Annotated in this window: 12 protein-coding genes and 1 pseudogene; 5 read left to right on the plus strand and 8 right to left on the minus strand. The window is 36.4% G+C overall.

All coding sequences use genetic code 11. The annotated features are described in order from the left end of the window. Window positions 1–2: 2 nt before the first annotated feature. Window positions 3–659, minus strand: a complete 657-nt coding sequence (locus tag ACR1PN_RS02085) for a TetR/AcrR family transcriptional regulator (RefSeq protein ID WP_276161527.1) — start codon at window positions 657–659, stop codon at window positions 3–5. A 98-nt stretch (window positions 660–757) separates the two neighbouring features. On the opposite strand from ACR1PN_RS02085, the pseudogene ribA reads away from it, so the two are divergent. After that, window positions 758–1,348, plus strand: a pseudogene (ribA, locus tag ACR1PN_RS02090) (GTP cyclohydrolase II). 546 nt (window positions 1,349–1,894) lie between these two features. Here ribA and ACR1PN_RS02095 read toward each other — a convergent pair. From ACR1PN_RS02095 to ACR1PN_RS02105, 3 genes are all read right to left on the minus strand, one after another. Then, window positions 1,895–2,479, minus strand: coding sequence for a DoxX family protein (locus ACR1PN_RS02095; RefSeq protein ID WP_433978664.1), 585 nt, complete (start codon window positions 2,477–2,479; stop codon window positions 1,895–1,897). 264 nt (window positions 2,480–2,743) lie between these two features. Next, window positions 2,744–2,923, minus strand: a complete 180-nt coding sequence (locus ACR1PN_RS02100) for a GNAT family N-acetyltransferase (RefSeq protein WP_433978665.1) — start codon at window positions 2,921–2,923, stop codon at window positions 2,744–2,746. A 336-nt stretch (window positions 2,924–3,259) separates the two neighbouring features. Continuing rightward, on the minus strand, window positions 3,260–3,829 hold the full coding sequence (locus ACR1PN_RS02105; RefSeq protein ID WP_276161532.1) for a Crp/Fnr family transcriptional regulator: 570 nt from the start codon (window positions 3,827–3,829) through the stop codon (window positions 3,260–3,262). A gap of 528 nt (window positions 3,830–4,357) precedes the next feature. Here ACR1PN_RS02105 and ACR1PN_RS02110 point away from each other — a divergent pair. The 4 genes from ACR1PN_RS02110 to ACR1PN_RS02125 all read left to right on the plus strand — a co-directional run bounded on the left by ACR1PN_RS02110 (window position 4,358) and on the right by ACR1PN_RS02125 (window position 7,763). Further along, a complete protein-coding gene (locus ACR1PN_RS02110) occupies window positions 4,358–4,768 on the plus strand; it encodes a RidA family protein (protein ID WP_276161533.1) in 411 nt (136 codons plus the stop codon). Window positions 4,769–5,114: 346 nt separating this feature from the next. Next, window positions 5,115–6,038 carry an NAD(P)H-binding protein gene (locus tag ACR1PN_RS02115; protein ID WP_433978666.1) on the plus strand — a complete coding sequence of 308 codons (924 nt, stop codon included), beginning with the start codon at window positions 5,115–5,117 and terminating at the stop codon, window positions 6,036–6,038. A gap of 1 nt (window position 6,039) precedes the next feature. Beyond that, on the plus strand, window positions 6,040–6,777 hold the full coding sequence (locus ACR1PN_RS02120; RefSeq protein WP_433978667.1) for an SDR family oxidoreductase: 738 nt from the start codon (window positions 6,040–6,042) through the stop codon (window positions 6,775–6,777). 74 nt (window positions 6,778–6,851) lie between these two features. Further along, window positions 6,852–7,763: a helix-turn-helix domain-containing protein gene (locus tag ACR1PN_RS02125; protein WP_433978668.1), complete on the plus strand. Its 912-nt coding sequence runs from the start codon at window positions 6,852–6,854 to the stop codon at window positions 7,761–7,763. Window positions 7,764–7,871: 108 nt separating this feature from the next. Here the strand turns inward: ACR1PN_RS02125 and ACR1PN_RS02130 are convergent, their stop codons facing one another. From ACR1PN_RS02130 to ACR1PN_RS02145, 4 genes are all read right to left on the minus strand, one after another. Next, window positions 7,872–8,681: a helix-turn-helix domain-containing protein gene (locus tag ACR1PN_RS02130; RefSeq protein WP_433978669.1), complete on the minus strand. Its 810-nt coding sequence runs from the start codon at window positions 8,679–8,681 to the stop codon at window positions 7,872–7,874. Then, window positions 8,682–9,653 (minus strand): aldo/keto reductase, encoded by a 972-nt coding sequence (locus tag ACR1PN_RS02135; RefSeq protein ID WP_433978670.1) that lies wholly within the window; start codon window positions 9,651–9,653, stop codon window positions 8,682–8,684. It abuts the gene before it with no gap. Window positions 9,654–10,265: 612 nt separating this feature from the next. Then, window positions 10,266–10,787 carry a hypothetical protein gene (locus ACR1PN_RS02140; protein WP_433978671.1) on the minus strand — a complete coding sequence of 174 codons (522 nt, stop codon included), beginning with the start codon at window positions 10,785–10,787 and terminating at the stop codon, window positions 10,266–10,268. Between the two features lie 33 nt (window positions 10,788–10,820). Next, window positions 10,821–12,782 carry an L-type lectin-domain containing protein gene (locus tag ACR1PN_RS02145; RefSeq protein WP_433978672.1) on the minus strand — a complete coding sequence of 654 codons (1,962 nt, stop codon included), beginning with the start codon at window positions 12,780–12,782 and terminating at the stop codon, window positions 10,821–10,823. Window positions 12,783–12,871: the final 89 nt, after the last annotated feature.

Consider the following 12,871-nt stretch of genomic DNA (forward strand, 5'->3'; position numbering starts at 1 on the left):
TACTATTTTTTTAATTTTTCTTTAAATAAAAACTTTCCGAGATCAACTACTTTTCGTAAAGGTTCATTATCCATCAGTTCAAATCCTGTATCAATTGTTTTTTCAATGAAAATATCTGTCTTTTCAAATGAGGGAGATGTGTCTTTTTTCCAAAATTCGATGGCGGAGACCAAATGCAGCCACAAAGCTTCTTCACGAGCTTTTTCATGGAAATTTTTCATATGATCTTTTGCTTTTTGAATCATTTCCCAATCATTAAAACCGAGAGTTCTGATGAATTGCCGATGTGTTTCCTTAAGCTGATTTGACATTTTTGCCGAATGTAATTTGTTATTTACTAAAATCATCAAAACCAAAGAACGGTTCATCGTCATATTTTCAAAAAAGATGAAATAAACATTCAACAGTTTTTCTTTGGAAGTAATTTCATCAGAACTGTTAACTTCCGATGCCAGCTCTACAGACTTATCGAAGAGATTGGCCAACATTGATTTTTCTATCTGTTCAAAGCTTGAAAAGTAATCATAAAAGTCTTTTTCTTCGAACTCATTGTCTTTTGCGAAGCAGTAAATGCTTTTTGGTCTTTCGCCGTGATTCAAGATATAATCGCCGTACAATTCAAATATTTTGTGTTCTGTAATTATATTTTCTTGTTCCATTATTGATAATTATTTATCAACAAATTTAGTAATTAATTTTACTAATTAAATAAATATAGTATAAATTTGTACTATAAGAATAATCTAAAATATAACTAATGCTTACAATACAGGCTCAATCTAATGTACCAAACGATTTTGGAATGTTTACCGTCTATGCATTTTCAGAAAATGAAAATGACTGGAGTCCACATTTGGTTTGGGTTGCTGAAAAAACAGATTTAACGAAGTTGTTAACGTACGTTTCCATTCAGAGTGCATTACCGGAGAAGTTTTTCATTCGAGGAAATGTGAATGCGGGCAACAACTGGATACCGCAATGAAGTTTATGGCGGAAAACGGAGGGATGATTATTTATCTCAGACAGGAAGGCAGAAATATAGGAATCATCAATAAATTAAAAGCTTATGCTCTTCAGGAACAAGGTTTTGATACGGTAGAAGCTAATTTGAGATTAGGCTTACCGGCAGATGGTAGAAATTTTGATGTCGCAATCGAGATGTTGAAAATTCTTAAAGTTACTGAAGTAAATTTGTTGACCAATAATCCAGAAAAAACTGAAAGCTTTCTACAACAGCGGAATTATGCTCAATAAAAGAATTCCTTTGGAAATTGAATCTAATTCAGTCAATGCGTCTTATGTTACGACCAAGAAAGATTATTTCGGGCATCTTTTAGAAATGTTTTAAATTAAATTTTTAAGTCATTCAAAAATTTCGGTGATTAGTCAAAATAATCTTGCATTAAAAATTTTTTAACAGGAGCTGCGGTTAAATCGGTTCAATGATAATTATCGTTACTACTGAGCAAGGCTATGAAATAATTTGCTGCAGCCTGACTTCAGCCGGCTTCTAAATCTTAAATAATCAAAGATGACTTGATAAAAGTTATCGATGTGATTTCCTTAGAAATGAAATGATGAAGAATATTTCGAACGATATTTAAGGCATTTGAATTCAAGCTTTATTTTAGAAAATATTTTAATTGGGCCTAAAATCACAACAACGGTTTTACGAGTCGGGATTATTGTCGTTTCCGACATTGCATTATTTTGAAATCATTAGTGATTTGTTAGAAAGTTAATAAATAATTATACCAAAATGTCAACTCATAGTAACTGCGAAAATTTTGGATTTTCTAATTTTACTTTATTCAAAAAATAAAGATGCGTAAAAGTATTGATATTTTCTTTGATGATGTCTTAACTTATAAAGTAATATTGCTGAATTTTAATTTTATTTACTTTGATTTGTTTTTTTCCAGAAAACAAAATTGGTGTAAACCACAGTGCCCACTAAAATAAATAGTGCTATAACATAAACGGCTTTAGATAACATATCGGTCTTCGAACCAACAAAGCAAAGGATGAGTAAGGTGCTTATATAAATTATACCCGCATTGACCCAGATGCTTGATACCTTTGGAGCATACATTTTTTTTGGTGAATCATATTCCGAACTCAATTCTGCAATTCTATTTTTATCCCAATAAAGTAGAATTAAACCCGCAAACATCATCAAACTTGTGATGATCCAGGTACCTGTAAAGTGCATTGAAATTGTAATCATCCAGATATTGGCTGTTACCGCTAAAAAGAGAAATGTTCCAATTAATGCAAATCGCTGCGTCATAAGAAGGATTGCGGTAATGATCTGCATAACACCTATAAAGTTATAATAGATACCGGAAAGATAAAGTACTTCAAAAAACTGTCCTATTGCACTGGTTGTAGGTAATTGAGTAAATCTTTCACCAATTATTTTTGTAAACCCGGAAGGGACGAATGCCAATGCAACAAGATATCTGATATGAATTATCATCCATTGGACAAATTTAATTTGTTGTAATCTATAAAACATATTTTAAAAGGTATTAGGTTATGCAATGTAATTAGATAAAAAAATATAATAGAATCTAACAATGTGGGATTTTAAGTCTTTGTCTATCTTCATAAAGTATTTATCAAGTCCGTCACTAATGTCCTTAGCTATGATATTTACAGCTGTGAAACCATTCTTATTATAAAATGATGCAGTACGTTGGGAAGTTTCGATTGTAATCATTTCATCTGCATTCAGTTTTTTTTAAAGATCTAAACGGAAACGGGCGAATAGTCTACCAACTCCCTTCCCGTGGTAATTGGCATCGACCATACCCCTGGATAGTCCTGTCTCATTATTCCTTTCATCGAAATAAATTCCTCCACAGCCTACCATAAAGCCATTAATTTCAACTATATAATATTGATTTGCAGACTGATCCAAAAATTCTTTAAATTATTGTAATTTTTCCTTAGCAAAAAATGTTAGGGAGGTTGGTTTTGAAGATGTGTATACATCTTTCCTTATAATTCTGCCTATATTTGATGATTTGCAAGGTGATTCTTATTGAGAGCAAATTTATATTAATTGTACACCTATTGTCAATGGTTATATTTAACCAAAAAGCATCCCATTAATAATTTTCAATGTTTAGAAATATAGCTAAATCATATTTATTTTATAAACCGCTACTCTCACTCTGTAGTAACCATTTTTCAGATCTGATGAATGGTAAGATCGATTAATTAGCAAAGTATTTTACATAAGTTGATAGAGCATTTATAGCTCAGCCCTTATTCTGCTGAGTTGAGTAGGAGTAATGGCTAAATAAGAGGCGATTTGGTGAAGTTTCAAGCGCGAAATCAATTCCGGATAATTTTTCACAAACTCTAAATACCTTTGTTTTGCTGTAGCAGATTTAAGTGTAATTTCGGCAAACTCTTTTTCAATCACCCAGTGACGTTCCAAATAAGTAATGTAGAAATTGGCAATATCATTATATTTTATCGTCAATTCTCTGAAATCGTTGAAAGGATAACTGATCAGTTCGGTGTTCTCTAAAGCTTCAATAGAAAAAAAGCCTGGCTTCTGTTTTAATATAGCACTTGTGGAAGCTACTAATGAGTTTTCAGAAAAAAAACGTTTGATTATTTTCTCGCCTTTTTCATTAAGATAATAATATGATAGCAGTCCTTTTTTGATAAATGCGATGTCTTTAGGAATGTTGCCCTGCTCCAAAAAATGATTTCCCTTTCCTACTTCAGATGTTTTTAACAATAGAGACCACGCTTCTTTCGATTCCTCAGAAATCAATGTGTAACGATTAATAAATTCCCAAAATGCTGTCATTGTATAAAGATATAGTAAATTGAAAATCCAGCAGCAAGAAATTTCAAATATTGAATTTATTTATGATCACTCAACATATGTAAAGCATTTTGTTAATCGAGTTATCTAACTTTGCCCCCACAAAATCAATGATAATGATAAAATTTTTATTTGCATCAGTCGTCACTTGCATCGGAGCCAATATGTTTTCTCAAAAGGTCGACTCATTGAATGTTTACAGTGAAGCAATGAAAAAGGACATTAAAACATTTGTAGCACATCCATCGAAAAGTAAAACTAAGAAACTACCCATCGTTTACATACTTCATGGCTACAGTTATTGTCCAAGAGTAACTATAAATCAGTGTGTTACATTGGTTGAGGGCTTCTGTTAATCAAATATTTCAACTCAATCAATTTTTACAAATTATGAGTAATCTCAAAAATCTTAGAAATAAGAAATGTAATTTTCTGATTTCTCCACTCTTCATTTTATTATTTACAGGTTGTTCTGAAAATCAAAACAATTCAATTTTTAATCAAAAAGATATGTCAAACATCCAATATCAAAACCCTAAAGGACTCTTCGATCCTACGCCATTTGCATTTACCCATTCAGCAGCAGCTTTAGGTAACGGAAATTACGTTTTTATCTCCGGACAAAGCGGTGGAGAAGGTTTAGAACATCAGCTCTCGGATGATTTCAGGAAGCAGGTCAAAACTGCTTTGCAAAACCTGGCCACTGTTCTTAAATCATCTGATCTGACCACTGATGATGTGCTTAAAATTACTATTTTGATTGTTGATCACGATCAGGAGAAACTTAAAATCTGGACAGAAGAAATGTATAAAGTATGGAATAATAACAAATTTCCTGCAAGTATTTTGATTCCCGTTCCAAAATTGGCACTGGACGGAATGCTTATCGAGGTCGATGCCATTGCATTCAAGCATTTATAAATGACTTTTATTATTTCTATGATTTTTTAAAGCATCTGACTTTAGTCGGATGCTTCAATTTTTGTCATTGTTTAACAGTTGGGCTTAATTTCCAATGCTTATCCCCAACATAATTATGAAGATATATCAGATCTCTGATTTCGACTGTTCTGCAAGCGTAAATTCAACGTTTTCAAAGAAAGATATAAATGATTTGTTTACAGGTAATTCTTTCAAATGAGAATAATTAATGGCAATATCTAAGATAGAATTTCTTCTGAATTTTCATTTTGGTTAAGTGTTGCCCCGATTCTGTTAATTTTATGATTGCTGGTTAGTTCAACTTTGTAATTATAAAATCAAGACAATGAAAATAGTATTAACAGGTTCTTTAGGGAACATCGGAAAGCCTCTTGCCAGATTGTTGGTACAATGCGGACACCAGGTTACGGTAATCAGCAGTAAGAAAGAAAGAATTTCCGAAATAGAAGATCTTGGTGCTTTTGCGGCTATAGGAAGTATTAAGGATGTAGAGTTTTTAACAGAAACATTCAGAGGAGAAGATGTCGTTTATTTAATGGAAGCCTGGGAAGGCATCGGAAGTCTTTTTGATAAAGAGATCGATTTCTTAGCTGAATTTAAAAATATAGCTAACAATTATGTAACAGCTGTTCAGAAGTCCGCTGTGAAAAAGATCATCCATTTAAGCAGTATCGGTGCGCACTCTGATCAAGGCAATGGAAGTCTCTTGGTGCATTACAATGTTGAACAAATCTTAAAAACTCTTCCTGAAGATGTTTCCATAAAATTTATGCGCCCCGTAGGATTTTTTAGCAATATCTACCGCTCGCTTCCGACAATACAATTTAAGGGTAAAATTATTCAAAGCTATGGAGGAAGTCGAAAAGAACCTTGGGTTTCACCGTATGATATAGCAGCGACCATTGCTGATGAAATGCAAAAGACATTTAATGGAAGAACTGTTCATTATATCGCCAGCGATGAGGTTTCTCCTGATGAAATTGCCTCGGCTTTGGGACAAGCAATTGATAATCCTAATCTGGAATGGGAAGTGATTCCAGGTGAAGAATTATTAGAGCAAATGCTTTCAGTGGGAATTAATGAATGGATAGCTAAGGGAATGGTAGCGATGCAGAAGGCTCAGGGCGACGGCAGCCTGTATAAAGATTTTTATGACAATAAACCAACCTTCGGTAAAGTAAAATTAGAAGATTTTTCAAAAGAATTTGCGCAGATTTATAATCAAAAAACAAAAATTAAAATAAATTAAAATGAAAACAGCATTAATAACAGGAGCCAATAAAGGAATTGGATTTGAAACGGCCAAAAAACTTTTAGAAAACGGATATTTTGTATTTATAGGAAGCCGCAATATTGACACCGGAGAATCTGTAGTACAGGAGCTTAAAAACGCAGGTTTCGAAAATACCAAAGCTATCCAGTTGGATGTCACGGACATTGTTTCCATAAAAAACGCAAGAAAAGTGATCGGAGAGGCGACGGATATATTGGATGTCCTTATTAACAATGCAGGGATCAATGGCGGAATGCCACAGGCTGCACTCGAAGCTCCCGTAGAAGCTTTTCAAAATGTAATGGATACCAATTTATACGGCGTCATCAGAGTGACTCAGGCATTTATGGACTTACTTAAAAAATCTGATGAGCCAAGAATAGTTAATGTTTCTTCCAGTGGCTGTTCGCTTACTTTACATTCTGATCCAAGCTGGATCTATTACAGTCATAAAGCTGCCGTTTACACCGCTTCAAAAGCCGCTATGAATATGTACACAATCAATCTTGCGTACGAACTTCGTGACACCCCATTTAAAGTCAATGCAGTCTGCCCGGGATTTGTTGCTACAGATTTCAATAATCACAGAGGTACCGGAACAGTGGAAGAAGGTGGAAAAAGAATTGCTACGTACGCAATGATCGGTCAGGACGGACCGACCGGTAAATTCATCAGCGAAGAATATAATCCAGAATACGGAGAGACACCTTGGTAATTAATTCCTATTTTTACATATCCAACACTTGAAATGATCTTTATTTCAAGTGTCGTTTTTTAAGAATCAAAAAAATGAAGAACAATCAACATTATCCGCATAAATTTCGATCGCTATCTGAATTTCACAAGATGTTCGGATTGGCTAAACCTGAACATCCGCTGGTCAGTTTCATCCGTCTGGAAGATATGACACTTCCTTTGGAAGGGTTGTCGGAAAATCTGGTATTGGATTTTTATAAGATCGCCTATAAGGATACGATAGGGAGTGCTAAATATGGTCAGCATCATTATGATTTTGGCGAAGGAGGCCTGGTGTTTACAGCGCCGGGGCAGGTTTTTGAAAAGCCGAAGAATAACAAAACGAAAGGCTTCCTTATTCTGCTTCATCCTGATTTTCTTCTTTCCTATCCATTGGCAAAGAAGATCAGGCAATACGGATTTTTTTCCTATTCAACGGATGAAGCTTTGCAGATTTCAGAAAAAGAAAAGGAAACTTTCTTTTCAGTTTTTAAAATTATTGATGAAGAACTTAAAAGCAGAACAGATGACTTCAGCCAGGATGTAGTTATCTCGCAGATCGAACTTCTTCTGAATTACAGCAGCCGCTATTATAAACGGCAGTTTATCACTTTTAAAGCAGTAAATAATCATCTTATTGAGAGATTTGAGAAAATTTTGGAATCTTATTTTAACGTTGATGAAGAATTGCAGAAGGGAATGCCTACTGTGCAGAACATAGCCGATCACTTAAATGTCTCAGCGAACTATCTGAGTGATATGCTTCGTTCGTTAACAGGGCTCAATACACAGCAGCACATTCACAACAAGGTCATCGAAACCGCAAAGGAAATATTATCCACGACTGACCTATCGGTATCTGAAATTGCCTATCATCTGGGATTTGAATACCCCCAGTCTTTTACAAGATTGTTTAAGAGCAAAACCACCCAGACCCCTGTGGAATTCAGACAGTCATTTAATTAGTCTGAAAAATCATCTCTGAAATTTAGAAGATGTTAAACTTGCAGAAAGTAAAAGCCCTGATGAATTAAAAAATCTCAGGACTTTTATTAATAGTACTAAAGATCTATTTTACAAATCTAAAGTCGGCGCTTTACCAAATCTTTTCTTGAAAGCGTGAGAAAAATGAGAAAGGCTTTCAAATCCAAGATCGAGATAGATGGAAGATGGTTTTTTGTTTTTATTTTGAATGAGATGCCTTGCCTCATTCAGTCTCTTTTCCTGCAGCCATTTTCTTGGCGGCATTCCAAATATTTTCTGGAAATCCCTCTTAAATCCGGAAAGGCTTCGACCCGTTAATTTAGAAAACTCTTCCAACGGAACATTAAATTGGTAGTTACTCAACATAAATTTTTCAAGATCAATCTTATACGGCTCTGAAAAATCGAACAGAAAATTCCGGAGCTCAGGAATGGCCATCAACATTAACTTAATGCCTTCCTTCACTTTTAAGAGGCCCATTTCGTCTGTCATTTCGACACCAGATTTTCTGGCATACGGAACAATGGATTGGAAATAGCCTTTCAGAAAATCATCATTGGGGATGACTAAATTTGGAAGCCCAATATACTTACCATAAGCTTCCATTTTTTCCTCTAAAATAATCTTACGTATCAAATCCTCTTGTAAAGATATCACCACGGTTTCATACTGTCCGCCAGGTTCAGGTGTTTTGATAAGCGTTCCTAACTGATTTTTGTGAATCAGCAATACTTCTCCGGCAGAGATGGTTAAATTCTGCTCCGAGGTCTCCAAAACCATTTGACCGGATACCTGCAATACCAAAGTATGGTGATTCCATATACATGCTTTTTCCTTCCGTTCTGAAGAAAGATAAGAGTAAAATATAACGCCTGGAAGGATTTCTGCTGGGCTTTCCATTTATCTTTGTAAATACGTGCTGCCTTTGATGGCACCTATTGCAAATGTACTGTTTAAAACGTTCACTTCCTCCGGTGTAAATAAAATATCCATTGCAGCAATATTTTCGGGCAATCTTAATCTTCGGCTCATGCTTACCAGCGGCATAATTTGCTCACCTTGACTATTGACCCATGCAATTGCAAGCTGTGTTGGTGTGCAATCTTTGTTTTGAGCCAACTGTTTCAGAACTTCAACTTTTTCAAGATTTTTGATTAGGTTTTCACCTTGAAAGCGGGAAAAATGATTTCGGTAATCATCTTTTGAGAGTGGAGCTTTTAAATCTCCCGTCAGTAGACCTTCAGCAGTGTTGGCAAAAGCTACAACGGCAATTCCTAACTCTTTTGCTGCAGGAAGGAGATCAATTTCTATCTGTCGGTCTGCCAGTGAATAACCGGTTTCCAAAGCACTGATCGGGTAGATGCTGTTGGCAGTACGAAGCTGATCTGCTGTAATTTCAGAAACGCCGATATGGCGTACTTTGCCTTCTTCAACCAGACCAGCGATGGTGCCAATAATGTCTTCTACTGGAACACTGCCATCCATTCTGCTCGGTTGATAAAGGTCGATGGTTTCAATTCCCAAACGGGTAAGAGAGTAGTTGACAAAGTTTTTGATCGCAACCGGACGGAGATCCATACCGATCCACTGTCCATTATGGAAGATAGCGCCGAATTTGACACTAATGAAGGCTTTATCACGTATTCCTTTGATTGCTTTCCCTATGAGCATCTCATTATGACCTGCGCCGTAAAAATCTCCTGTGTTAAGGAAATTAATTCCGCTTTCCAAAGCCTGATGAATGGTTGCAATACTTTCTTTTTCATCTGGTGCTGGTCCACCCCAGATTGAAGACATTCTCATACATCCTAAGCCAAGCTTTGAAACCAAAGGTCCATTCTGACCTAACTGAATTTTTGTAATTTCTGACATTTGATTGATTGAATTTAATAAGACAAAGTTCCTTATTAAATTGGTATTAAACTTTAGCCTAAGGTTCAATTTACTTTCTCTTACGGTCCGAAAGATATTGTCTTTCGTTTCAGGATTCAACCTAAATTATCATTTTTCCGTAAGATCATTTCTTTATAAAATTGCTTATTTCCATTTTCAATCATTCACATTTTCCAACACCATTCCAAATCTCGTTAATGCTTGTTTCCAGTTTTTTGCCTTTGGTTTTTAATGAGTAATTTCAACCGTAGAGGAAACTGTTGCAAAGGCTTCACTATTTAAAATTCCGTTTTCTTCCATATTATCCAAAATTTTCTAAGGCTCACATTTATTTCGAGTTTTCAATCTTTTCCTTACCCTATAAATAATTGGTTACCGATTAAAGTGACAACGGTGCAAATAGTGGAAAATCATATAACTACTTTCAAAAGTAAAGTAATGGAAAAAAGCCATGTTGAAATAAAAAAGACTAAAGCTCAGGATTGCTCCTTCACTTTAGCCTAATGTCAATTATTATCATTTGTATGGAAATAGTGATATCACAAATTTTTACTTTTCTTTGTAGTAAATTATGATACGAATTATCAGGCATTATAATGGTTTCCAGAAAGACCATACTGTGCCGTTAAATACTGCAAACTGATGCTTTACCGTATCATAAACCATCATTCCTGCAGATGGGTTGATGATGTTCAGATGCGGGCTGGCTACCTTAGGTAAAATCATGGCTTTGTTGGTATCGTTCAGTACAAGAATTCCGGGTGTCGTATCTGAAGCTCCTCCGTTGCCGATCACTACCTTGGCACCGGCAATCTCTACTTTTGAATCCTGAAGGGTTGTATCCGCAACTCCTGACGAGTCAACCGTCAGATCATACCACGTTCCAGATTTCAGATATTTTACTTTTTTATCGGTGATGTCATAAATCATCGTGCCGTCTACAGCTCCTGTTACTGAAGCTGCAGAAGTCACCCAGGGTAAAATGATACCTCTGTTTCCATTGCCGAATTCCAGGGAAACCGCTGTGTTGCTTACTAAAGATTTACCAATAGCCACCTGAGCAAATCCCGATGTAAATAACAGTAGAAAAAATATATTGATTGCTTTTTTCATTTTTTAAAATTTAGTTTTTAGTTGTATACGTCATTAATCCGGACAAGTCTGGTTTTCCATACAATACCATCGGTAAGTTGCTCCGTTATCTTTTGTAGTGTAAACTTTAAGACAATTGTTGGTAGTGTCGTAAACCATCATTCCCTCTATAAAATTACCGGAAGAGATTCCTACAGGATTTCCGGTATTGTCGAAAGCCACCCGATTAATCACCAGCCCTTTGGTTTTAGCTTCCAAAGCTATCCAGGCTCCTTTTCTTACCATTGGCCAATTGTCACCGTTACTGCCTGCCCTGCCTAATGCGGAAATACCTGCATTGGTATTAAGGATAGTCCCGGAATTAACCGCAGGCTTATAGCAAGTTGAACATCCTGGAGGCTGAATACCATTGTTCTGGGAAGTTCCGATTCCCTGTCCTTGATCACCACCGATATCGGCAGCACCACCGGAATTTACCAGAGTTGGTACTCCCAATGTATTAACACATGCGGAAGAAGCACATAAATTTTTATTCGGAGAGGCAGATCCCGTTCCTGACGTAACATTACCTCCGGCAAAGACAAGCTGGTTCAGGGTTACATTTTCATCCCCTTCTATTGCATCCGGGCATCCGTCATTATCGGAATCGAGATCAAGATGATTTGGAATTCCATCTCCATCAGTATCCAGTTCAAGTGGAAGTTGGGAACAGAAATCGGTGTACCTTACACTTTGTTCATTAACTGCACCTCCTGTGGAAGCTGTATATCCGAAATAAACCTTATTTGCACCCCCAAAATAACTGGTAATTGGATTGGATGCAGGAAATGTGTAAGTTCCTGCAAGAATCCCGCCTACAGTATAAGATAATTTCTTGGTTGGAAAATCCCAAGTGATCACCACCGCTCTCCAAACATTATCCTCAACGTTGCCTAAATCAACAGCTGTTGTCAGAAGGTTAGCTCCGCTCTGACTGGCGGAAGCCCATATTTGCCCGTGGTCATTGGGAATATCTCCTAAACTCGGCCCGTTATCATAGGTATCTACTTCGAGAACAATCCCGTTCTGTATGCCAAGTGCTCCGATACCGGCCCCTGTTGCTCCAACTGCATCTACTCCTGCCGAAGAATTATGGAATACCGTAGCGATTCCGTCAGCTCCTCCGTCACTGCTTCCGAAATTGGCCTCATAACTTAAAGTAAAGCTTTTGCTGAAATCAACTTTTCCGTAAGACCACATCTGACCTGCCTGCGTATTCGATGCAGGCGTTAAACGGACTTGCTTAGAGTTGACCTGCGTTGCTGTTCCGTTTAGCTTAAAAATGGTACCTATCGTTGAATTGGAGTCCAATCCTCTTTCAATACAGTCTTCAATCCCATCATTATCATCATCAAGATCCAGTGAATCGGCAATTCCGTCACCATCTGAATCGCATTCGACAGGTGTAAGAACAATATTATCAATACCAACATCATTTCCATTGCCTCCGTTTGCCTGTAAATTAACAATCTCTATTTTAACGACTGTTGTTGTAGCTGTAAAAGAGAGATTAAGCCTTCTCCATACATCATCGTTGGCAACTCCGAGATTGCCCGAGTTAGCAGTAGCCAGAACGTTATCATTGCTGTCTTTTATGCTTAACTGTAAATTTGGAACATCTGCACAAGAATTACATAATCCAGCCATATCAATCCTGAATCTGTAAAGCCTGTCAGGAACAACACTTAGATTGTTGACGCGGTAAATTACTGTATTTAGCGTTCCACCGGAGTTGATATTTATAGCCAGATATCTTCCGGTTGTAGAGCCTGCTGTGATATCGCTATATCCTGCGTCCTTATTTCCGTTAAGATCCGTCTTTATATAAGTTGAACTTTGTGTATTAGAGGCTGTCACACTGTAAAATCCGTCTTGTGGATTAGAAGCTTGATATGTATGACCTACGACGTACTGATCGGTCGTCGTTGTGCTTCCTGTCCCAAAATCATTCTTAAAAATGGGTGTTCCTTCTGCCATGGAGGGACAGTTTTGTGCAAATCCCGAGCCTCCCGCAAGCAACATCATGCAGGCGGCTATATTTTTTATTTTTTTTAAATTTATATTAG

Source organism: Chryseobacterium sp. RLHN22 (assembly GCF_051011795.1).
In the GTDB taxonomy this organism is placed as follows: Bacteria; Bacteroidota; Bacteroidia; order Flavobacteriales; family Weeksellaceae; genus Chryseobacterium; species Chryseobacterium zhengzhouense.